Origin of the sequence: Siminovitchia thermophila (assembly GCF_016909185.1) — a bacterium.
GTDB classification, from domain to species: Bacteria; Bacillota; Bacilli; order Bacillales; family Bacillaceae_C; genus Siminovitchia; species Siminovitchia thermophila.
Genome location: NZ_JAFBFH010000037.1, coordinates 16,562 through 38,792 on the forward strand (window position 1 = coordinate 16,562; position 22,231 = coordinate 38,792).

At 43.5% G+C, this 22,231-nt stretch carries 20 protein-coding genes and 1 pseudogene; all 21 read right to left on the reverse strand.

Translation table 11 applies throughout. From position 1 onward, the window contains the following. Positions 1-11: 11 nt before the first annotated feature. The 21 genes and pseudogenes from JOC94_RS19265 to purF all read right to left on the reverse strand — a co-directional run bounded on the left by JOC94_RS19265 (position 12) and on the right by purF (position 22,227). Positions 12-1,751: an adenine deaminase C-terminal domain-containing protein gene (locus JOC94_RS19265; RefSeq protein WP_171973814.1), complete on the reverse strand. Its 1,740-nt coding sequence runs from the start codon at positions 1,749-1,751 to the stop codon at positions 12-14. 577 nt (positions 1,752-2,328) lie between these two features. Then, positions 2,329-3,219 (reverse strand): 3-hydroxyacyl-CoA dehydrogenase, encoded by an 891-nt coding sequence (locus JOC94_RS19270; protein WP_328799813.1) that lies wholly within the window; start codon positions 3,217-3,219, stop codon positions 2,329-2,331. Between the two features lie 274 nt (positions 3,220-3,493). Then, entirely contained in the window at positions 3,494-3,760 is a 267-nt protein-coding gene (locus tag JOC94_RS19275; RefSeq protein ID WP_077110035.1) for a ferredoxin, read from the reverse strand. A 48-nt stretch (positions 3,761-3,808) separates the two neighbouring features. After that, positions 3,809-4,990: pseudogene (locus JOC94_RS19280) on the reverse strand (adenine deaminase C-terminal domain-containing protein); the annotation flags it as partial. 129 nt (positions 4,991-5,119) lie between these two features. Next, positions 5,120-6,694, reverse strand: a complete 1,575-nt coding sequence (locus JOC94_RS19285; protein ID WP_077110033.1) for a benzoate-CoA ligase family protein — start codon at positions 6,692-6,694, stop codon at positions 5,120-5,122. A gap of 150 nt (positions 6,695-6,844) precedes the next feature. Further along, positions 6,845-7,645, reverse strand: a complete 801-nt coding sequence (locus JOC94_RS19290) for an enoyl-CoA hydratase/isomerase family protein (protein WP_077110032.1) — start codon at positions 7,643-7,645, stop codon at positions 6,845-6,847. A gap of 54 nt (positions 7,646-7,699) precedes the next feature. After that, a complete protein-coding gene (locus JOC94_RS19295) occupies positions 7,700-8,344 on the reverse strand; it encodes a Phenylacetic acid catabolic protein (RefSeq protein ID WP_077110031.1) in 645 nt (214 codons plus the stop codon). A gap of 4 nt (positions 8,345-8,348) precedes the next feature. Then, a complete protein-coding gene (locus JOC94_RS19300; RefSeq protein ID WP_077110030.1) occupies positions 8,349-8,579 on the reverse strand; it encodes a hypothetical protein in 231 nt (76 codons plus the stop codon). After that, a complete protein-coding gene (locus JOC94_RS19305; RefSeq protein WP_077110029.1) occupies positions 8,576-8,902 on the reverse strand; it encodes a metal-sulfur cluster assembly factor in 327 nt (108 codons plus the stop codon). Before JOC94_RS19305 ends, JOC94_RS19300 begins: the two co-directional genes overlap by 4 nt. After that, positions 8,903-9,838: a Phenylacetic acid catabolic protein gene (locus tag JOC94_RS19310; RefSeq protein WP_077110028.1), complete on the reverse strand. Its 936-nt coding sequence runs from the start codon at positions 9,836-9,838 to the stop codon at positions 8,903-8,905. A 553-nt stretch (positions 9,839-10,391) separates the two neighbouring features. Then, on the reverse strand, positions 10,392-11,384 hold the full coding sequence (locus JOC94_RS19315) for an MBL fold metallo-hydrolase (protein ID WP_077110027.1): 993 nt from the start codon (positions 11,382-11,384) through the stop codon (positions 10,392-10,394). A 12-nt stretch (positions 11,385-11,396) separates the two neighbouring features. Next, on the reverse strand, positions 11,397-12,053 hold the full coding sequence (locus tag JOC94_RS19320) for an enoyl-CoA hydratase/isomerase family protein (protein WP_236017159.1): 657 nt from the start codon (positions 12,051-12,053) through the stop codon (positions 11,397-11,399). Further along, positions 12,044-12,169, reverse strand: coding sequence for a hypothetical protein (locus JOC94_RS23255; protein ID WP_268921011.1), 126 nt, complete (start codon positions 12,167-12,169; stop codon positions 12,044-12,046). The genes JOC94_RS19320 and JOC94_RS23255 overlap by 10 nt, the downstream gene beginning before the upstream one ends. Before the next feature lie 30 nt (positions 12,170-12,199). Continuing rightward, positions 12,200-13,075, reverse strand: a complete 876-nt coding sequence (locus tag JOC94_RS19325) for a PaaX family transcriptional regulator (protein ID WP_077110026.1) — start codon at positions 13,073-13,075, stop codon at positions 12,200-12,202. A 354-nt stretch (positions 13,076-13,429) separates the two neighbouring features. Further along, positions 13,430-13,597 (reverse strand): PaaD-like zinc ribbon domain-containing protein, encoded by a 168-nt coding sequence (locus JOC94_RS23665; RefSeq protein ID WP_445190428.1) that lies wholly within the window; start codon positions 13,595-13,597, stop codon positions 13,430-13,432. Positions 13,598-14,056: 459 nt separating this feature from the next. Continuing rightward, on the reverse strand, positions 14,057-15,643 hold the full coding sequence (locus JOC94_RS19330) for a class I adenylate-forming enzyme family protein (protein ID WP_077110025.1): 1,587 nt from the start codon (positions 15,641-15,643) through the stop codon (positions 14,057-14,059). A gap of 561 nt (positions 15,644-16,204) precedes the next feature. After that, entirely contained in the window at positions 16,205-17,464 is a 1,260-nt protein-coding gene (purD, locus tag JOC94_RS19335; protein ID WP_077110023.1) for a phosphoribosylamine--glycine ligase, read from the reverse strand. Between the two features lie 25 nt (positions 17,465-17,489). Beyond that, positions 17,490-19,022, reverse strand: coding sequence for a bifunctional phosphoribosylaminoimidazolecarboxamide formyltransferase/IMP cyclohydrolase (gene purH, locus JOC94_RS19340; RefSeq protein WP_077110022.1), 1,533 nt, complete (start codon positions 19,020-19,022; stop codon positions 17,490-17,492). Between the two features lie 22 nt (positions 19,023-19,044). Beyond that, positions 19,045-19,608 (reverse strand): phosphoribosylglycinamide formyltransferase, encoded by a 564-nt coding sequence (purN, locus tag JOC94_RS19345; protein ID WP_077110021.1) that lies wholly within the window; start codon positions 19,606-19,608, stop codon positions 19,045-19,047. Continuing rightward, a complete protein-coding gene (gene purM / locus JOC94_RS19350) occupies positions 19,605-20,648 on the reverse strand; it encodes a phosphoribosylformylglycinamidine cyclo-ligase (protein ID WP_077110020.1) in 1,044 nt (347 codons plus the stop codon). Before purM ends, purN begins: the two co-directional genes overlap by 4 nt. Before the next feature lie 202 nt (positions 20,649-20,850). Then, the gene (purF, locus tag JOC94_RS19355; protein WP_077110019.1) at positions 20,851-22,227 is read right to left on the reverse strand and encodes an amidophosphoribosyltransferase; all 1,377 of its coding nucleotides are present in this window, start codon (positions 22,225-22,227) and stop codon (positions 20,851-20,853) included. Between the last annotated feature and the right edge of the window lie 4 nt (positions 22,228-22,231).

A 22,231-nucleotide genomic window follows, 5' to 3' on the forward strand; every position in this document is an offset into this window, starting at 1 on the left:
CCCAGACTATTTTAACGCATTAACGTCGGAAAAAGTACCGTTTTATTCTTCACATCATACATTCCGCGCTGAGTAACGCGAATATACGGGAGATGGGTGGAAGAAAGAAAAAATAACGTATAAACAGGATCTGAATAAGGATAGCCCCGTTCTACAAGCAATCTGATTAACTCCGCTTCCTCTTCCATAAGCGCCGGAAGATCTTTGTTTGACATGATGCCGAGAAGAGGCAAGCGGATTTCATGAATAATGACACCATTTTCCACTAGGACGATCCCGCCTTGAATCCCTCTCATTCGATCAAAAGCCAGCAGCATATCTTGTTTGTTTTTGCCAATCAAGATAATATCGCCAGTTGTTGAAAAGGAAGAAACGAATCCCCCTACATGACGGGCGAATCCTTTCAGCAATGTGTTGATTCTCCACTTTCCCTGCCGGTCAAGCAGCATGAAAAAGCACTCGTCGCTGTCAGCGGGCAGTTCGTCAGACACATCTCGTGTAATGGAATATGGTTTTGTGATTGCATTGCTGACCATTTGAATACCAAAAGGCATGGAGTACGCCAAATCTTCCTTCGTTAATTGCCAATCGAATGAAAATGGCTCTATTCCGTAATCTTTCCAGCAAATATCTTCATCTACAACAATTTTTTTACCAGATTTTTTTACCCACTGACCATTTGCCAAGACAGAGATTGGGGTGGGCTGCTGTTCATTTTCCAAAAAGTTGATACTTGCCACTCTTCCCGTTGCAATCATTCCATGCAAATGTTGCAGGTTATAATGCTTTGCCACATTATAAGAAGCCATATGGTAGGCATCAATAGCAGGCACACCACTTTCAATTGCTATGCGAACCATCATATCCGACATTCCTTGTTTGTAAAATGACGGAGTTGATCCATCGGTGGTAAGCACCATGGAATCATACTGGCCGATCCCCTGCTCCTTCATTTCCTTTAGTAAAACAGGCAAGTCGGGACGAACAGAGGAATGCCTTAATGAAACGGTATAACCGTGCATCAGCCGCTTATAAATATCTTCCCCTGTTATCGACTCATGGTCGCTATCCGTTCCAAAAAGCATCAATTTCGCCAAGGTCCTGTCGGAAGCGCCCGGAAAATGCCCTTCGACTTTTTTGCCGATCCGCTTTGTTTCTTGTATCCAGTAAAGCATTAAATCATCGCCATCCAAAAGCTGGGGCCAACCTGTCAACTCCCCGCCTTGGATCACCTTATCATGTTCAATCCATTCTTTGACATCTCTGTTGGAAAAAATCATTTCTTCTCCATTTAGGACAGTTTGGGCATCATAGCGCGCCCACCAATACATCGTAACAGGACACTCCCATAATTTCCCTAAAAGTGAAAACGCTTTCTTTTTCGGTAAATGTAAAAACAGAAAAAGGTTGTCATTGATTAACGTCGTTGTGCCTGTTTGCGCAGCATAACGCGACAACGATTGAGGATTATAGAGCAGATAGGGATGTGAATGCGGCTCTATATAGCCTGGAACAAGCGTCAACCCTGAACAATCGACAATTTCTGTCCCATTCGTTTTTTTGGGAAGAGCCTCTCCCACATAAACGATGCGATTATGATGAATCCAAATATTCCCATTCACCCATTGACGAAGGACCGAATGCAAAAAACGAGCGTTTTTTAACAGTAAGGTCGGTGATTGTTTACCATCTATAATAGCCGCTTGTTCACGTATATGTTTGTTTTTCCACATAAAACGTTGTTCCAAAATGTATCCCTCCCTGGGGAGAAAACTGTTTATTTTCATATAATGACAACTCCATAAAACAGTGCGTACTTTCTACTCCCTGAACAAAAAAAGCAAACGCTTTCACCATTTGTTTTTAATAGTAACATATTTTTTGTTTTAGCGCATTAAAGTTTGAAAGGAAACTTTATATTTTTTGTGAAGGGCAAAACGCAATAAAAAGACCCTTGGGGAAACTTGCATCCCAAGGCGCATAGTCAATTTTTATCATTATAATATGCTTTTAACAATCACTGCAATCCCCTGCCTCACTCCTATTTACATCATTGCATATATATGTTGATTCCCGCTTTTTTATTTCATAAACATTCGTCCGCCATTTTTGTTATGATTCGCGTTCTCAAATTTGACTTGGTCGCATTTTTCAGAAAGTGTTTCGTACAGGCCCTTCGGGTTCAGCAGAATATGTTCGTTAAATCGTTTAGGATGTCTTTCCGCAGGCTGGATGACAATGGCTCCCCTAAAATCCTGACCGAAACTTTTCCAGGTACTCTATACCGCACAATCGGTGTCCGGGCAGCATGAGCCATGACGATTTATTTCATGTTTTTTCCACCATACCATCCCCTGTATAATCATAAACACCTTTGCCCGTCTTTCTGCCAAGCCTCCCTGCTTTTGCATATTGTTCTAAAAGGGGCGCCGGACGATATTTCTCACCAAGCTTATCATAGAGGTAGCGAAGGTTATTCAGCCTTGTATCCAAGCCTACGAGATCTGCCAGTTCGAATGGACCCATTGGATAATGTAATCCGTGTTTGATCGCTTTACCAATTTCCTCAAGTGAACCAAGTCCTTCCTGAAGCATATAAAATGCCTCTTTCCCGACAAGCGCCGAAATCCTGCTCGTCACAAACCCCGGAAACTCGTTGATGATAACCATTTCTTTTCCCATTTTTTGTGCCACTTCCTGTATAACCTCTGTTGTTTTGTCACTCGTTTCCAGACCACGGATTATTTCCACAAGCGGCATCTTATGTACTGGATTAAAAAAATGCATCGCAATGGTTTTATCCGGCCGCATCGCATACGATGCAATCTCGGTTGGGCTCATCGTGGATGTATTGGTGGCAAAATAGCAATGTTTTGGTGCATATGCTTCCATTATTTCAAATATTTGTTTTTTTATGTCGGCCTTTTCCGGAACCGCTTCTATGATTAAATCCGCTTCGGTAACCGCTACTTCCAGGCTGCTTGCAAATTTTAGGCGATTTTTGGATTCATAAGCCCATTGTTCCGTTATCTTATGACGAGCAATTCCCTTTTCAAAAGTGGCATTGATTTCATTTTCGGCGCTTTCTAAAGCAGAAAGGCTAACATCCGCCACCGTTACGCGGAATCCCCCTGCCGCTCCCACATAAGCGATGCCCCGGCCCATAACGCCCGCACCGATAACCACTATATGTTGCATCAGCTCATTTCCTCCCAACATTGTAGAATTGGAATCAATCGAATATCATACCCCAAGTTCCTTCTATATTTAGTACATATTTTTTACCGTTTCATTTATAATTTCTTGGCGTGATTACCATGTACAAAAAGCGCAGTGCAGGCGAAACGTGACACGAAAAAACGATGACAGCAACCTTAGCAGGAACAGCTTTCATTTTTTCAATGGCCGCTGGTTATGACTGCCGCCCCATAATCCGGACACTCACTTGCCCTTCCTATGAAGCATCTGCTGGAATTTTGCAAGACAGCTGCCGTCATCCCGCACTTTTACAAGTGGTGGAATTTTTCTGAATGAAGTTAAAAGGTTCATTAGAAAGTTTAATAGAATCGGTCGGGCAGCCATCATAGGCATCTTCAACATCTTCAATAAGTTCCTCGGGAATTTCGGCGACACCTTGATTATGATCCAAGATGACAAATGATAACCCCTCTTCATCGTAGTCAAATACATCTGGGGCAGCATCTGCGCAAGCTCCACAAGCAATGCATGTATCTTGATCAACCAACGTATACCATTTCATGGTTTTACCTCCCCACTATTAGAAATCAAAGCAGTCAGCAAAAGATTATTACACATAAAAACGGGCCGGTTCTGTTGACAGCAACAGAATTTCATCCGTCTTTACTTCATACAATCCATATGGATAAGGCGCAACCCCGGCAGAAAATCACATGTCAAAAACAGCAATGTGTACAAAATATCGTGAAATGGAAATCGTCCTTCCCGCATCATCTCCTAAAGGCGATCATGCTGTTTTAAGGCAGTATCAAAAGATGGACCGGTCGTCATCATCCCGGTAAACGACAAAGGAATTGCGAGTACGATCTTATCTTTATTGGCGATGGCAATCCCTCCTCCCATTTCGTAGACCTTGGATGCCGCTTGCTTTTGCCATTGCTTTCAAATCTCTTCCGATCACCAGCAATTCTGTCGTCGTATTATAGGTGGAAGCCAGACCATCCAAATCCACAGCAAAACGCTCCAAAATCCCTTTCGTGACCCATTGCTGATTTCGCTCAATAAGGGCTGGATATAATAGTCCTTTTTCAATCGTTAGATCAATGTAACCATTTACCGAAGGAAGCCGCATATCTTTTCTCGCAGTGATGACATTGCTTTTAAAGTGAACGACAGGCACCGGACTTTCGGGATCGCTGTGGGGATACTGATAAAGATGCAAATCCTCCAGAAAACTCTTTTTAAATCCAAAAGGTGTTCTCACGACATATTGATTCCAGTCTATTTCCGGCAAAGGAGCTATCAATTTACCGGCTCGGGCAACCACTTTCCCTTTGGAAATCACGATATTTGGCCGAAAATCCACAAGATTCGGAAGTATTAAAATATCCGCCTGCCGGCCTGGCGCAATTCCGCCGATATAGTCGTCCAACCGCAAGTATGAAGCAGGGTCTAACGTCGCCATCTGAATTGCCTGAATAGGAGAGACTCCAAGTTCGACAGCCTTTTTGACAAGTCCATCCATAAACCCCTCTTTTTCAATAAAGGAGGGGTGAGGCCCATCGGTCGTCATTAATAAACGATTTGTATTCGCATTGCTTTCCGTAATTAGTTTGATGATTTCCTCTAGATCCGGCCGCAGGGAACTATTCCGCAGTGTCGTCCACAGTCCGAGCCGCAGTCTGTCGAAGTCCTCCTTTGACGTTATAGCCTCATGACATGCACTGACACCCGAAGCCGCCACTGCATTCAATTTCTCATATGAGCAGCCGGCAGTATGGCCATCAATCACTGTAAACATCCCAACTGGATCTGCATCAATAATTGACACACCAAATATTGTTTCATTATTCTGTATTTTAACGATAAAACCATCCTTTTTACGCCTTCAGCAATCTCCACCGATATCTTCTCATTAGTGTTATGAATGAAGGAGCTCTTTCAATTTAAAGCGCTGAATTTTACCAGTTGCCGTCTTGGGCAATTCATCAATAAAATGAATAATACGCGGGTATTTATATCGTGCCAGATTTTTTCTTACAAACTGTTGAATATCTTTTTTCAATTGTTCCGATGGAGTGAAGTTCTCTTTTAATACAATAAATGCTTTGGGAACGATGAGATTTTGATCATTCGTTTCCCCTATAACCGCCGTTTCCAACACCGCCTTGTGATCCAAAAGGCAGTTTTCAATTTCTATCGGAGACACCCAGATTCCTCCGACTTTTAACATATCGTCAGCACGGCCACAATACCAATAATAACCTTCTTTATCCCTGTAATATTTATCTCCGGTATGAAACCATTTTCCCATAAATTTATGTTTGGTTTGCTCATGCAAATTCCAGTAGCCCTGTGCAATACTGTCACCGCTTATGATCAAGTCGCCGACTTCGTTTGGCGGCAGTTCCACTCCTTGTTCATTGACGATCTTTGCTTCATAGCCGGGTACAACTTTTCCGCTGCTCCCTTCTTTCATATCATCGATACGATTTGAGATAAAAATATGGAGCGCTTCCGTCGAACCAATACCGTCCAAAATGTCTACTCCAAATAGATGGTTCCATTTTTTACTGAACGATGACGGGAGGGATTCGCCCGCCGATATGCAAATTCTCAAAGAGGAAAGATCAGGACATTCTCCGCTCTGATCCACATGCTCTATCATCGCGCCAAACAGCGTCGGCACCCCGAAGAAGATAGTCGGTTTATATTTTTCAATGGTTTGAAACATCGTTTTGGGTGTTGTTTTTTCCTTGACCAAAATGGTTGACGCCTTCATTCCCAACGGAAAAAACATCCCCCCGCCCATTCCATAGGCAAAGAAAAGTTTGGAAGCTGACAGACAGCGGTCGGCTTCCGTCATTTTCAATACTTTTTTTGCATAATGGCTAGTGGACACTTCCATATCATGATGCAGATGGATGACACCTTTTGGATCACCGGTAGTGCCAGAGGTATAAAGCCAAAAAGCCGCATCATCATAGCACGTCAACGAAGGCTGGCATTCAACTGGTTGCTCCGATATTTGCAGATTAAAATTCAGGGCACCTTCATGGATATCTGTGGCGATGTCACTGATGATCAAAATCTCCCTTACATAAATAAAGCGTTTTCTTATATGCTTTATCTTTTTCCAAATATCATGATGCACGATCAAAGCTTTGGCTCTGCTATTATTTAAATAATACTCATAGTCGCCAGCCTGCATCATCGTATTGACGGGGACCGGAACAGCCCCTATCCTGACGGCTCCAAAAAAGGAATAGATAAACTCCGGGGAATCATGGCAAATAATGAGTACCCGATCTTCCATTTCCAATCCTAATGCTTTTAACATATTGGCGGTCTGATTCACGAGGGTCTGGAGTGTTTTATACGTAATGTTCCCGTCCTCATAATAAACGGCTGTTTTCTTTTCAAAGCCGGACAATACACTTACATCAATCAAACGACTACACGCGTTATAAACCGGCCGTATTCCATTTAGTTCCATTTTCACTCATCACCCTATCACTTATTTTTCATACGAGTGAATTATGTGAACATCTAGTTGCCAATACTCAATAAAAGAAGTTACCCAAAAGGACATTGAGAAATATTCTCTTGGGTAACTTGTTGAACAGTCACGACTTTATATAAAAACTTACTTTCCTTTCCAGTCTGGCGTCCTCTTATCTAAAAAGGCTTTTAACCCTTCATGGGCATCTTCCGAGCGGAACAATAAGTTTTGCAGTTCGCCTTCATAACGGATGGCCGCGTTTAATGGCATTTCCTTTCCATTCATAATGGAAAGCTTAATATTAGAAACCGCGTAGGTGGCGCTTTCTACAATTTTCCGTGCATATTCCAAGGTTCTCTCCCTGACTTCTTCTTGCGGAAATACGCGGTTTACAAGTCCGATATCCAATGCTTCCTGGGGTGTCAGTGTATCCCCCGTAATATTCAAGTCAAGGGCCCGGGAATAACCGACAAGGCGGGCCAAGCGCTGCGTACCACCCGTTCCGGCCAATACGCCCAGCGACACTTCCGGCAGACCGATTTTTCCCGCCTGATCCCCCATAAAGCGCAGATCGCATCCGAGCGCCATTTCCAAGCCGCCGCCCACGGTATGCCCCTCCAGACAGGCAATGTAAACTTGCGGAGAGCGCGCCATTTTGTCCAAGGTTTCGTTACAGAACAGGCAAAATTGTGTTTTAAAGTGCGGGTCTGCAGATTTTAGAAAATGGATATCTGCCCCGGCCGAAAAAAAGTTTGGCATATCACTCATGAGGATGGCCACCTTGATATCATGATCAAAACGGATATCGTCAATGGCCGCATTCAATTCCTGATAGAATGCAAGACTGTAAGAGTTTGATTTGTTCACGTGGATATGGATTTCCGCAACTCCGTTGTCTTTGACAACCGTGATATTCTTCTTCTTTGCTTCTACTTGTGTACTCATATTCGTTCCTCCTATATTTTACATTTTTAAAATGGTGCTTATTTCTTTTGCTTGTCAATTTACAGCTACAGGGCTTCGCAAAGGCAAGCTGTTCAGCTCCTGTTCAAATTTTTTGTACAGTGAAGAGCTTTTTACGATATAGCCTTTGGCGGCAATCTCCGTTTTCTCCTCCACACTTTGCAGCCACTGTTTCACCTCGGGCAGTACAATGTTTATGGCATCCTTAAATTTGACAGGAATCAGACCTTCATCGTTTAAAAGCTGCTGTGCCCATTGCTTGGAATAAATAATGTGTTCTTTTTGTTCATTGACAAGTTTTTGAATGCGGGAAATGACTTTTTCATTCCCAGTTTCCAAAATGGCTTTTAATACGATATCCACTGCCGTGCTGACCGTATAAAGCGCCGCAATCAATGAGATCCAATTTTGAACCTTAATGACTTCATGAAATGCTTTGCCGGTCTGATTCTCAATACTGGGCTTTTTTCCTTTTAATCCTTTTAAGTCAAATATCCAATTGTACAATAGACGGGCGTGGCCAAGCTCCCCTTGTGCCATTGCAATGGCAGCCAGCGTCGCCTCCAGGTTCGGACCGCTTACCCCCACTTCCACCAAACGATCACCCAGTACATATTTATTGTCCGCGATCGCTTCAAGAAGCTGAATAAATTCCTCCGCACTTTGTTTCTGTTCCCCCATTTCTTTACGCCCCTTTCCTGGCAAATAATCCTTTCGCTTTTTTGACCCATTGAAGCTGGTTTCTTTCAACGACACACATCTCGGTCCAATCCTCTTCATCGTAGGTATAGGCGGCATATACTTTTGCCAAATCTGCCGTTTCCGCCTCTACTGTTCCAATATGGATTAAGTCGTCCCCCCGCTTAATTCTTGTGAAAATATCAAAGGTAGCTTTCTTTCTTGACTGTTCAGTCATTTTGAACTGACCCCCCAGTACCTCATCTTGTCACGGCCTTTCAGACTCATCATCTCAACAGTCCATGGCGGGCTCCAAACGACTTCGATATGGACTTCTTTTACTTCCGGCTCCTTGAGAAGACGGTTCTCAATGTCTTCCTTTATCCAATCCATGCATGCACAGGAAACCGCGGTGAACGTCATCGTAACATAGAGGGCAGCGCCGTTTTTTTCAATGTTGTAAATTAATCCCATATCGACAACACTGATTGGAAATTCCGGATCATTTACTTCTTTCAAGGCATCCCAATATTTTCGAACACCCCCAGCAACCGCTTTCATTTATACCACCTCTTTTCTTAGTCTTTCCATCTCTTTCGCACCGCGCTGTATTCTTTCAACAAATTGTTTGTTTTGCGGCCCGCGGCTTTTAAATCGTTTAATGACGTTCTCCCATGTATCCGGCTGGTCAAAGAGCCACTGTTTGTTTTTTACGTCGAACTTGCATGGGAAAGGAACATCAAGGACATATTTGTTTTGTTCCTCATCATAATGAGCCGGTACTTTCACGCCGATGGATTCGCAGAATGGAACAGCCGTTGAAAGCCACTGTTGGCGAAGTTCGTCATTCGTTTTTCCCTTTAATTTATATTCGAGCTGATGGGAACGGCTTTTCAAGTTGTCTTCCACACCAAAAAATTCAAGCGCCATCAAAAACATCCAATCAACTGCTTTTTGCACTTCTTCCCGTAGCTTTGGATCTTTCATTGCTGTTTTCATAATGATTTCGCCATTTCGGAGGTGGAACAATTCTTCTTTATCAACTTTTACGAGTGCCCGCTTCCATGGACCGTATGATGTATGCTTGCCGGCATCACCGAGTAATGTATAGCCGGCCCGGTCGAACAGCGCGTTAAATACGCCAAGTTCAATCCAGTTGTCTAGTTTAAAATCAAATGCATACGGGTTTTTCCACCGGTGGGGTTCTCTGCTGTACAATAATTCGTCTGTATCTTCTCCCAAATCTTTCAGCAGGCGAAAAGCGATATGTGCATGGCCGATTTCATCTTGCATGATGGCAAGAGCGGTTATCTTGTTATTGAGGGTCGGTGCCTGGTTGTATACCGTCAGCAGTGGAGGAACACTCAATAATTCCGTGTCCCCAACAATGACGAGCGTTTGCTTCAATGCTCGGAGATATTCCCCGTTCATATCCTCCAAGCCTTCAACCATAAACCCCTTGCGAACCTTCTCTTTTAAGAGCTCTGCATTTTCCATTTCCTCCACCTTCCTATTACGTTTATTTATATGTCGTTTATTAAACATAATATTAATGAACATTTATAGGAATGTCAAGAACATTTTAAAAAAGGTATCAATTCAGAATAAGGCGAGGGTTAAGCTTCTACTTCTAAGCATTTTCCTTGAATACAAAAAAACGAGTCTGGGACACAACTAAATCAGTCGATTAAAAAACGAACAATAACGTGAAACTTCATTCAGTAGGCGTTTTCTTCCATCTCCTACTGAATGTTAGCTTGAGCGAATTGGGCATTTAGGTGCCGTTTTCTCCCACTTAAACCTTTTGTATTCACTCAAGATGTTGAAGTGGGAGTCTTACGGCACCTTACATGCGGGATAAATTGTCCTAGTGTATAATTCGCAAGCTTTTAGCGTAGTCAAAATATGTAGACTCCTGCGGGAATAGCTCGAGCTGAAGATCCCGCAGGAAAGCGAAATATGTTGACGTAGCGATAATAGGGATTTTTTTCACACAAACAAACCGAACAATTTTAAATGAATTGTTCGGTTTTTGCTATTTCTTATTTGCTTATGTCCCAGCCCCGTTAACATAAGAGCCCGCAGTATATACAGTAGTATTACTTCCCGCGGATTTTGTTATTTTTCCGGAAAAATAAAGATACTCCAAGTGCGCCAGCGTCTCTGCGATTGCAAATCTCCATTGATGTGAGTTCAATTGCCTTTCTTTAAATACTTCTCTGGAAACTTCAAAAGCGGTCTTTCCCCCTATCACCAGGTTGTACATTTCATTTAATCGTTGCTCATGGTGCAAATGAATCTCGTTAATTCGCTTAGGCAAATCTAAAATAAGATCCCCATGGCCAGGGAGGGCGCATCTGACATCCAAGGAACTGATTTCTTCTAAAGATTGCAAATAATCTTGAAGCGGATTTTCCCTTCCATAGGGCCAAAGACCAATATTGGGCGTGATCTTTGCCAATATATGATCTGCTGCCAGAAGCAATTGTTTTTCCTGTTGGTAAAAACAGAACATGCCATCACTATGGCCAGGTGTATGAATCACTTGCCATCGGTCACCTCCCAATATGATTTCATCCTTTTCAAAAAATGTAAACTCTGGGAAAGGCCGAACATGTTCTCCCATTTTTTCGAACTTATCTTGAATATCAAACATCAGCTCTTCAGGCACTCCATTTTCTTTACATATTTCACCAAATCGGGCGGCCATTACTTTTTTATCACTGAAAGCCAAATCAAATGTCTCGCCGTCTGTTACACTGATATACACCGGTGCGCCCGACCATTTCTGCATCCACCCCGCCAAACCCGAATGGTCCGGGTGATAATGTGTTACATATATCGCTTGCAGAGAAGAAGGTTTTATGGACAGTTCGGAGAACACCTTTTTCCACACTTCGGTGGCCTCTGGATAGTTAAACCCCGTATCGACGATGCTCCATCCGTCTTCTTCCTGAAAAAGGTAGCAATATACGTATTTCATCGGAAAAGGAATGGGCACGGCAATCCGGTAAATCTTCTCTTCTATTGCCCGTATTTGCAAGTTGCATGCCCCCTATGCATTCGTCCAGACCGGCTTCCTTTTTTCAACAAAAGATCGGAGGCCTTCCTGGGCATCTTTAGATGGAATTAATTCACGGAAATAAATCTGTTCGATCTTGCCAATGGCAGACGCAAAGTTGACCGCCATCGCTTCCCTGACAGCCTTTCGAGTAAGCGAAAGCGCCAGGGCGCTCTTATTTTTCAAGTGATTCAGCAGCTCCTGAAGCGTTTCCTCCAGTTGTTCCGAAGGAACGATACGATTGACGAACCCCCATTCATAAGCCTTTTGAACATCGATCGTTTCACCTGTTAAAAGCAACTCCATCGTTCTGTTCAATCCGGTGATCCATGGAAATGCGACAATGGAGACTGGCGGGAAAAGCCCTAAATGAATTTCCGGCTGGCCAAATGTTGCTTTTTCCGTTGCATACACCATATCGCAAAAAGTAGCCAATTCACATCCCCCTCCCAAAGTAGCTCCTTCAACAACCGCAATCGTCGGGCAGGGAATTTCAACCAGCAAGTGAAACATTTTATGAAAAACATGAAACATCGGCTCTGCCTTTTCCCCCATATGGTCTTCCACCGAAGCACCAACCGAAAAAGCTTTTCCTTCTGCCCGTATAACGAGTGCATGCAAATCCTTTTCTTCCCGGATCGTTAAATGCATCGCATATTTCCTCCATCATTTCCAATATTTAAAACATGTAACGGAGGACGATTGAGCGTCAAATGGGCAACTCCTTCACTCACTTTAAATATGATCGTTTCAAAATCGGTTTTCATGGCTTGCTCCTTTCATTGAAAGATGCTGGCTTATACGATATTCATGAATGGATTGATCGCCCGATCCCGGTTATACGCGGCCTTGGTGTCTGGCGCCTGCTCAAAAACAGACTCAAAATACCGGATGGCCGGAATAGCCAACAACTGGTGGATATTAAAAAATAGCTCTCTTGCCCGAAATCCGATCCAATCACGCGGTAAGAAGTCCGCTGGAAAGTTGGGGTCGAAAAATAAAAATTTCCTATATTCGTGGACAAGCTCCGTTCTATCGATAAAACACTGATTATCCGTTAATTTACTGTTCCAGGCATCTTCTTTAAGCCGCTCAAATTTATTTTTATAACGTGCAATGAAGTCGGCATGTTTTTCTTCAATTTGATCCAAGTCCCAGCCTTTATGAATGATATCTTGATCATCATGGGAAACAAACGAACTGGAAGTAAACAGAATACTGTAGTCGTTTAAATGATGTTCCTGAACCATTTCCATTACTTGCTTTTCGATGGGGTTAGGGGTGGCCCATACACCATTGGAAATAGCCCCAAAGCCAAGCCAACTTAAATCCTTGCGCAGTTGATTTCTTAATTCCCGCATTTCTTCCGGAATGGAATATGTAAAAATCCGCCATTTGCCGTCCCATTTCGTATTCGGCGCGGAATAAACCCTTGATACTCCATCAAAAACCGTTCTTTTCCCTTTCTCTGTCAAAGAATAATAGCTTTTATTGCCAATTTTTCTGGCCTGTATAAAGCCTTGCTGCACCATCCTCAAAGTGGCGCCGCGGCAAGAAGATTCTGACAATCCAAAATGGGACATGAGCCGTATTAGGCTTCCAATCCATATTTCTCCTCCATAATGCTGGATATACTCTCCAAAAAGCGTGAACATCAATCCTCTGGGCTTCATATTTTCACCATCTTATTCTCATATTTTCCCTCCTTTATTATATCATTTGGAAAATTTTTTTAAAAAGACTACCGCTGTTTATAAAAAGCCGGCAGCCATTTGCGGGACAGCCTCTTTACCAATCCGGATTCCCATTTTCCAAAAGGCATTCAACCCTCCATGAATATTTTCGGAGCGGAACAACAAGTTTTGTAGCCCGCCTTCATAACCGGATAGCCACGTTGGACATCCATTCTAATGGACAGCTTCATATTGGCAACCGCATAGATGCACTTTATATGATTTCCCTTGCATATTTCAAGGTGTTTTCCTGCACTTTCAAAAATGTGATTTTTCTATATAAACTTGAAACGCTTACATTTTTTCTTCTTGTTGCCATCTGATACATTCAAACACACTCTTGCAATGATTGCAGTAGTATTGTGAGACAAGCTGCGCTGTACCAAACGAAGAGATTCGGCTAACGTCTTCCGAATCGCAGAAAGAACAATAAGGCCGGAATGATTGCGCCTGATTGAGCACATCATGACCTCCCTTCTTCCTTTATTATCTTTTTATTCATAACGTCTATTAAACATAATAATAAGGAAGTTGTGTTTCGATGTCAATACATTTCATTTTTAACGTCTAAAGATTCCACAAAAGGAAAAGCAAAGAAACTGAAAACGGAATACTTATTTGCTCTTCCTCTACATTTATTTTTCCATCATCGGATGCATTGTAGAAGCTTCTCGACAAAACGGAAAATCAGAAATGTCCGAAGAGATTGGCTAATTCGATAAGAAAGAGGTACCAAGATCGTGTAATGAAAATTGGAACGCTCTCCTAAATCACATTTATTGAATGTCCCTTTTCAACGCAACCGGCTTCCCTTTTCTTTTTACACCAGTTTGATTTTTCACTCGTTCTTCCATCCCTTCTCTTGAACCTCCTCCGTTTGAAAAACCTAAAATAGAACGTCCATCTCTTTCTCTGAGGACCTCATCTTAACTCTCCTTCAAGGTTTTCAATTAATTCTTCCCGCAAAGAAATTTTTTTGATCTTACCGCTCGCGGTCATCGGAAATTCATCTAAAATAATCATTTTATCCGGCACTTTGTAATCAGCGATTCTCTCTCTGATAAACTGGAAAAGATCCTTTTCATCCATTTGGCTGTGCGGCTTTAATGTAATGCATGCACACGAAATTTCTCCCAGCACTGTATCAGGAAGGCCCACTACGGCTGCTTCCATTACGTCAGGATGTTGGTAAAAGACTTCTTCGATTTCTCTCGGATAAATATTATAGCCGCCCCTTACAACCATTTCTTTTTTCCTTCCGACAATTCGGAGGTTTCCTTCAATATCGATTGTGCCAAGATCGCCAGTATAAAACCAGCCGTCTTCATCCAAGACTGCTTTTGTGTGTTCCGGCATGTTGCAATAACCTTTCATAACGCCAAAGCTCCGGCAAGCGATTTCCCCTACTTCACCATTCATTACCTCATTGCGATTGTTATCTACAATCTTCACTTCTGCCCCTGGAAGTGCCTTTCCAACGGTTTCCGCCCGTACGACATCACTGTCGGAAAAGCTTGTCATCGTCAATGTCGGTGAAGTTTCACTTAATCCATACGCGACCATAATCTCACAGCCCATTTCCTGACGAATCCGTTTAACAATTTCAACCGGACACGGCGCAGCAGCGATAATTCCCGTTCTTAGAGAAGATAGATCGTATTGGTGAAAGTTTTTATGATTTAATTCTAAGATGAACATCGTTGGTACACCGTGTTTGACCGTAATTTTTTCGGATTCCGTCAATGACAAAGCTTTTTCCGGTTTGTATTCATCCAGCAGTACCATGCGGGCGCCTACCGAAACTGCGGATAGGATGCTTGGTACCATGCCGAATACATGAAAAACCGGGACAGACACGAAAAAGACGTCCTCTGCTGTACAATCCATTTGTTCCGCTGTTTTTATGGCGGTCATCACAACATTGGCATGAGTAAGCATGGCCCCTTTCGGGGAGCCGGTTGAACCCGATGTAAATAAAATCGTAAACACATCTTTTTTCGGATTGACGGCAGTCCGATTAAAAGAGGTGCATACTTCTTCTCCTTTTATTATTTGCTCATAGCTTTCCAGTTGATCGGCCTTGTACCGAACAGTAATCAGTTGTTTCAGGGAAGTGACATTTTCCTTTGCTTCCAGGAACTGTTCCATGTGGTTTACACCGTCAAATTCATTTGTAAAAAACGCCAGCTTCGCTCCTGAATTTCTTATATTATATTGGACTTCATACATGCGGTACCTCGTATTAAAAGGAACAATAACCGCTCCAATATGGGCAGCGGCAAAATAAATCACAACAAACTCATTCCAATTGGGCAAGCAGACTGCAATTCTATCTCCTTTACTGATGCCCATTTTTTGAAGGGAAGCCGCCAATAAACAAGATTGATCCATGAGTTCTCCATAAGTCATTCTGCTATAACCGTCAAACAATACTTCCTTTTCCGGCTCCAATTGATAGGCCCGGTAAAGCAACTCTGAAACAGACAAACTCTCAAGTTTCTCCTTCATACCCATGTTCTCCTTTCAAATCGAATATGAGAGTACTTTTCAAAACTGTCATCACTAAGCCGCCACAGCATCAAAGTTCTTCAACATAATGCTGGTTTTGCGCCACTTGCTCCGAGCTGATGAAGAAGTGCTTCGCACCGTCAATCAAGCTCAATTTTCATCGCCAAAACCAGCTTTTGGGGCTACAAAAAAATGTGCTTATTTTAGTGCTGGCCAGATCTGCAAATACAAACGATGATCCACATCTCTTTCTTTCAGTCAACTTTCCAATAAAAACGCTTCCGTTATTTTCAGTTATTTCTGTTATTTCAGAATATGTTAACATCATTGTCATCCTATTTGTACCTGAAATTTGCGGAATTAAACGATTACAATTCCGCATAAATGAGGAAAAAAATTCTTAAGAGCGAAAGCTCCTCGTCTCGATCTTCGAAAGAAAATACTCCCCCTTTCCGGAACTCATAGCGTATAAGCTTCCCAAGTCAGGAAAATAGAAAAAGTACAAAGGAATAAAAAAGATGACCTCATCTAAAAACAGAGATCATCTTTTTCATCCTTTATTTACAGTGCCTTATGCCCGATATCGCTTCTGTAAAAGAAATGATCGCTATCCAGCTTTTTCATTTCTTTATACACGTTGGCATAGGCTTCTGGAATATTGGCTCCTTTAGCAGCGGCCAATAATAGCCGGCCACCATTTGATACGTACGTCCCAGGCTCGCTTCCGGCTGCAGTTCCGGCGTGGAACACTTGAATGGCCGGATCGAGAACGTTTAAATCCGGGATAGGCAGTCCTTTTTCATAGTCTCCTGGATAGCCGTTGGATGCGACGACTACTCCGATCACGGCGTCGGCAGACCATTTGATGACTGGTTCTTTTCCGGCGAGCAAATCTTGAATGAGTTCTGCCAAGTCGCTGTCCAGGCGCTCCAGGACAACTTGGGTTTCAGGGTCGCCAAAACGGGCATTAAATTCGATCGTTTTCGGCCCTTCTTTTGTTAAGATCAGTCCGGCATATAAAATCCCGGTAAAGGGTCTTCCTTCTTGTACCATGGCTTTGGCGGTCGGGATCACAATTTCAGCAACTGCCCGCTCGACTTCGATATCCGGAATGTGAGGAACAGGGGTGTAGGCACCCATTCCTCCCGTATTCGGCCCCTTGTCGCCGTCAAAAGCTCGTTTATGGTCTTGGGCGATGACCATCGGAAAGACGTTTTCTCCTATTACGAAAGCCATGAGGGAAAATTCTTCGCCTTCTAAAAATTCCTCAATGACAACACTTGCGGATGATTCACCGAATTTTTCGTCCAACAGCATTTCTTTCAGTGCCGTGTCAGCTTCTTCGTCTGTCATTGCTACGACGACACCTTTTCCGGCTGCCAAACCATCTGCTTTAATCACAATCGGGGCGCCCTGTTTGTCAATATAAGCCTTCGCTTCTTCATAAGAGTGGAATGTTTCATAAGCGGCTGTTGGGATTTGATATTTTTTCATTAAATCTTTAGCAAATGATTTACTGCCTTCGATGATAGCGGCATTTTTCCGCGGGCCGAAAATCTTCAATCCCGCCGCCTCGAATTCATCGACAATGCCGGCGTTTAACGGAACCTCGGGACCTACAACCGTTAAATCAATCTCTTCCTTTTTGGCAAAATCAATTAAATCGGCAAACTTTGTTTCTTTAATCGGTACGATCGTGGCATCTTCGGAAATCCCCGCATTTCCCGGGGCACAAAAAACCGCAGTTACTTGTTTGCTTTCTTTCATTTTTTTACAAATGGCGTGTTCCCGGCCTCCGCTTCCAATCACTAAAACCTTCATTACACTTCACCATCCAATATCGTTATTAGTGTTTAAAATGGCGTACACCTGTAAAGACCATGGCGATTCCGTGTTTGTCGGCCATTTGAATGGAATCTTCATCCCGAATAGACCCGCCCGGTTGAATAATCGCTTTAATGCCGGCGCGCGCTGCTTCTTCCACTGTATCACTCATTGGGAAAAATGCATCTGAAGCAAGAACAGCTCCATTTGCCCTCTCTCCCGCCTGTTCAAGCGCAATTTTGGCAGCACCCACACGGTTCATTTGTCCTGCGCCAACTCCGAGTGTCATTGATTGGTCAGCAACGACAATCGCATTTGATTTTACGTGCTTGACCACTTTCCAAGCCAGCTTCAACGCAGTCATCTCATCATCCGTCGGCTTTCGTGTTGTAGGCACCGTGACTTCAGCTTCTGCCAGCGTATGTTCATCCTGGTCTTGAACAAGCAGCCCGCCTTCAATCGACGTTAACATCTTTTCTCTCACTTTTTCCGCATGGAAATCAATCGTCAAAAGCCGAATGTTTTTCTTGGCGGTTAAAATGTCCAGTGCCTCTTCTGTGAATGATGGCGCAATAATAATTTCAAGGAAAATTTCTCTCAGCTTATTGGCTGTGTCCGCATCCACTTCACGATTGAAAGCAATAATTCCTCCGAAAATCGATGTTGGATCCGCTTCGTATGCTTTTGCAAAAGCAGCAGCGGCACTTTCACCTATTCCGACTCCGCATGGATTCATATGCTTGACTGCAACAGCGGCAGGCTCTTCAAATTCTTTCACAATTTGCAGCGCCGCATCGGCATCATGAATGTTATTATAAGAAAGCTCCTTGCCATGAAGCTGCTTTGCATGAGCGATAGAGAACTTGGAACCAAGCGGCCGGGCATAGAAAGCTGCTTTTTGATGAGGATTCTCACCGTATCGGAGTGGCTGTTTCAGTTCGTATGTAAACGTCACCCGTTCCGGCTGCTCTTCTTCGGCAAGCTCAGTCATGTACCCGGCGATCAACGCATCGTAAGAAGCCGTATGACGGAACACCTTCGCCGCCAACCTTCTTTTCGTTTCAAGTGGAACTTCTCCGCTGTCACGAAGGGCAGAAATAACCTCATCATAATCCGCACTGTCAACAATGACTGTAACACTTTCATGATTTTTGGCAGATGCCCTTAACATTGCAGGTCCACCGATATCAATATTTTCGATTGCTTCTTCCGGCGTTACGCTTGGCTTTTCAATCGTTTTTTGGAACGGATATAAGTTTACGCAGACAAGCTCAATTCTTTGGATGCCCTGTTCCTCCAACTGCTTCGTATGAGAAGGATCATTCCCTTTGGCAAGCAATCCTCCGTGAATGAATGGGTGGAGTGTTTTTACCCTGCCTTCCAAAATCTCCGGAAAACCTGTTACTTCATCAACACCGGTTACGGGCAATCCGTTTTCTTCCAAAATGCGTTTTGTCCCGCCAGTTGATAAAATTTCATACCCGAGGTCCACCAATTGCTTTGCAAATTCAACAATACCTGTCTTATCCGAGACACTGATCAGCGCTCTTTTCATGTTTACAGCACCTTCCAAAAATTTAATTTAACAGCTTTTCAAGCGTTTCGGGATAAAATACATGTTCGACCGCATGGATTTTTTCCGCCACTTCTTGCTCCGTTTCTCCATCAGCAATTTCGATGGCGCGCTGGGCAATAATCGGGCCTGTATCCATCCCTTCATCGACAAAGTGAATCGTTACTCCTGTTACTTTCACCCCTGCCGAGACGGCTTGGCCGATCGCGTCTTTTCCCGGAAATGCCGGCAGCAGCGATGGATGAATATTTATGATTCTTCCAGGATATTTTTCAAGTAAAAATGGGCCAATTAAGCGCATATAGCCAGCCAAAACGATGTAATCAACACCATAATTTTCCAGTTGCTCATGGATTGCCTGTTCAAATGCCGTTTTGGATGAAAACTCTTTCGGAGCAAACGAATAAACGGGAACACCCGCCTTCTCCGCCCTTTCTATCACAAATGCTCCCGGCTTGTCGCAAACAAGCAGACTTACGTTCACATGAAGGATTCCCGCTTCAATCGCATCAACAATTGCTTGGAAGTTGCTTCCGTTTCCAGAAGCAAAAACGGCTATATTTTTCACGATGACGCCTCCGCATCTTGAAACTGGACGCCTTCTCCTTTGACAACTTTGCCAATAATGTAGGCTTTTTCCCCTTGCTCGCTCAAAAAATGAACCGCACTTTCCGCATCGTCTTCATGAACTGCCAAAACAAATCCGATCCCCATATTGAAAATGTTAAACATTTCTTCTTTCGTGAGCTTTCCATATTTTTCAAGCGCATGGAAAATGGGCAGGATGGGCCAAGAGCCGATGTTCATTTCTGCCCCCATCCCTTTTGGAAGCATTCTCGGGATATTTTCGATAAAGCCCCCACCGGTAATGTGGGCCATTCCTTTTATTTCAAACTGCTGAAGAGCCGCAACAACTTGCTTTACATAAATTTTTGTCGGTTTTAACAGCTCAGCCCCAAGGGTTCCGTCCAATTCAGGCAATTGGTCATCCACCGTAAAGGATTGATCTTCGAAAAATATTTTTCTCACTAAAGAATAGCCGTTACTATGGATGCCGCTTGACGCCAAGCCAATGAGTACATCCCCTTCTCCAATCCGCTCTCCAGTTATCAACGCCGATTTTTCACAAGCGCCCACGGTAAAGCCGGCTAAGTCATACTCATTCTCTTTGTATAAACCGGGCATTTCCGCGGTTTCTCCGCCAATCAACGCACAACCTGCTAATTCGCAGCCATCTGCAATGCCTTTTACGATTTGTTCAATCTTATCGGGCACCGCTTTTCCACATGCAATATAATCAAGAAAATAAAGCGGCTCAGCACCTTGGACAACGACATCATTTACACACATGGCCACGCAGTCAATACCGATCGTATCGTGGCGATCCATCATAAAGGCAAGCTTCAGCTTCGTTCCAACACCATCTGTTCCTGAAACAAGAACAGGCTCTTTCAAATGTAATTGCGATAAATCGAAAGCACCGCCAAAACCGCCTAACTGTCCCATCACACCAAGCCTTTCTGTCCGCTTTACATGTTTCTTAATTTTTTCTACAGCCTCATATCCGGCTTCAATGTTAACTCCCGCTTTTCGATAGGCGTCAGCCATCGTTATTGCCTCCTATTACACATTTTAAAAACAGCCGCCCGCAAGTCCCCGATGCCTATTTTTAAGATGCCATATACACCACTTCAAGACCTGAGTTGATACAAAAGATCTAAGTGGGAGAAAACGGCACCTACATGCCCGATTCGTTCAACTAACATTCAGTAGGAGAGGGAAGAAAACGCCTACTGATTGAAGTTTCACTTTATTTCATCTCTTTTTCATATGGCAATGGTGTGTCCGGATAAATTTCCGTTGGATATTCTCCAGTAAAGCAGGCCATACACTGACCGCAATTTTTCCCCATATTTTCGCTTCTGCCAATTGCTTTCAGCATACCTTCCACACTTAAAAAAGTCAGTGAGTCGGCTTCGATGATTTCGCGGATCTCTTCCATTGAATGGTTCGCTGCAATGAGCTCTTCGTGTGTGGATACGTCAATCCCGTAAAAACAAGGGTTTGTCATCGGCGGCGAGCTAATGCAAACATGGACTTCTTTTGCTCCTGCTTGTTTTAACATTCTGACGATCCGCTTGCTCGTCGTTCCCCGAACGATCGAGTCGTCCACCATAATCACCCGCTTGCCTTCAACAACTTTCCGAACGGGGGAAAGCTTCATTTTGACACCCTGCTCGCGAAGTTCCTGAGTCGGCTTAATAAATGTCCTTCCAACATACCGGTTTTTGATCAGACCCAGTTCATAAGGAATACCGGCCGTTTCCGCAAAGCCGATCGCTGCCGAAATGCTGGAATCCGGCACTCCCGTTACAACATCCCCTTGGACATTCACTTCAAGAGCCAGCTGTTTCCCCAAATTCTTTCTTGCCGTATGGATATTGATTCCGCCAATATCACTGTCCGGCCGGGAAAAATAGACGTATTCCATCGTACACATCGCATGGGTGGCAGACAAGGAAAAGCGCTCTTCATGAATCCCATCGCGATCAATAATAATGAGCTCGCCAGGTTCGACATCACGGATATACTCTGCTCCGATTAAATCATAGGCGCAGGTTTCAGCCGCAACGCAATAGGCATCACCGACTTTTCCGATCGAAAGGGGACGGAGGCCATTCGGATCCTGGGCAATAATTAATTCCTTTTCCGTTAACATCATAAAAGAATACGCGCCTTTTACCATCGAAAGGGCATTTTTCACCTTATCTTCCTGCGCCAAATAGCCGCTTCGTTTTATAAGATGAGCCAAAACTTCCGTGTCTGTATTCGTTTGAAAAATACTTCCCTGCATTTCCAATTGATGTTTTAAATCATTGGCATTGATTAAGTTTCCATTTTGTGCAAGCGCAAGGCTTCCGCTAGATGAGTGGAATAGAAGGGGCTGAATATTTTCAATCCCCTTTTTTCCTCCATAGCGAACATGGCCAATAGCTCCGATGCCCTTCAGGCTATCAAGTTTTTTCTCGTCGAACACTTCGTTCAGAAGTCCTTCTCCCTTGATGCCTTGCAGGCGTTCCCCATCTGTAGTTACGATGCCGACTCCTTCTTGCCCTCTATGCTGCAAACTGTGCAATCCATAATATGTCATTCTTGTCGCATCGGGATGTCCCCATATTCCAAACACGCCG

What these genes read in the sequence shown, in the direction of transcription:
- JOC94_RS19270 (WP_328799813.1), bottom strand. Translation starts at nt 3,219, where the DNA reads ATGTTGGGAGGAAATGAGCTGATGCAACATATAGTGGTTATCGGTGCG.
- JOC94_RS19275 (WP_077110035.1), bottom strand. Translation starts at nt 3,760, where the DNA reads ATGAAATGGTATACGTTGGTTGATCAAGATACATGCATTGCTTGTGGA.
- JOC94_RS19285 (WP_077110033.1), bottom strand. Translation starts at nt 6,694, where the DNA reads ATGGAACTAAATGGAATACGGCCGGTTTATAACGCGTGTAGTCGTTTG.
- JOC94_RS19290 (WP_077110032.1), bottom strand. Translation starts at nt 7,645, where the DNA reads ATGAGTACACAAGTAGAAGCAAAGAAGAAGAATATCACGGTTGTCAAA.
- JOC94_RS19295 (WP_077110031.1), bottom strand. Translation starts at nt 8,344, where the DNA reads ATGGGGGAACAGAAACAAAGTGCGGAGGAATTTATTCAGCTTCTTGAA.
- JOC94_RS19300 (WP_077110030.1), bottom strand. Translation starts at nt 8,579, where the DNA reads ATGACTGAACAGTCAAGAAAGAAAGCTACCTTTGATATTTTCACAAGA.
- JOC94_RS19305 (WP_077110029.1), bottom strand. Translation starts at nt 8,902, where the DNA reads ATGAAAGCGGTTGCTGGGGGTGTTCGAAAATATTGGGATGCCTTGAAA.
- JOC94_RS19310 (WP_077110028.1), bottom strand. Translation starts at nt 9,838, where the DNA reads ATGGAAAATGCAGAGCTCTTAAAAGAGAAGGTTCGCAAGGGGTTTATG.
- JOC94_RS19320 (WP_236017159.1), bottom strand. Translation starts at nt 12,053, where the DNA reads ATGCATTTAACGATCCGGGAAGAAAAGGATTTGCATGCACTCGTTATA.
- JOC94_RS23255 (WP_268921011.1), bottom strand. Translation starts at nt 12,169, where the DNA reads ATGAAAACCGATTTTGAAACGATCATATTTAAAGTGAGTGAAGGAGTT.
- JOC94_RS19325 (WP_077110026.1), bottom strand. Translation starts at nt 13,075, where the DNA reads ATGAAGCCCAGAGGATTGATGTTCACGCTTTTTGGAGAGTATATCCAG.
- JOC94_RS19330 (WP_077110025.1), bottom strand. Translation starts at nt 15,643, where the DNA reads ATGAAGGAGAAACTTGAGAGTTTGTCTGTTTCAGAGTTGCTTTACCGG.
- purD (WP_077110023.1), bottom strand. Translation starts at nt 17,464, where the DNA reads ATGAAGGTTTTAGTGATTGGAAGCGGAGGCCGGGAACACGCCATTTGT.
- purH (WP_077110022.1), bottom strand. Translation starts at nt 19,022, where the DNA reads ATGAAAAGAGCGCTGATCAGTGTCTCGGATAAGACAGGTATTGTTGAA.
- purM (WP_077110020.1), bottom strand. Translation starts at nt 20,648, where the DNA reads ATGGCTGACGCCTATCGAAAAGCGGGAGTTAACATTGAAGCCGGATAT.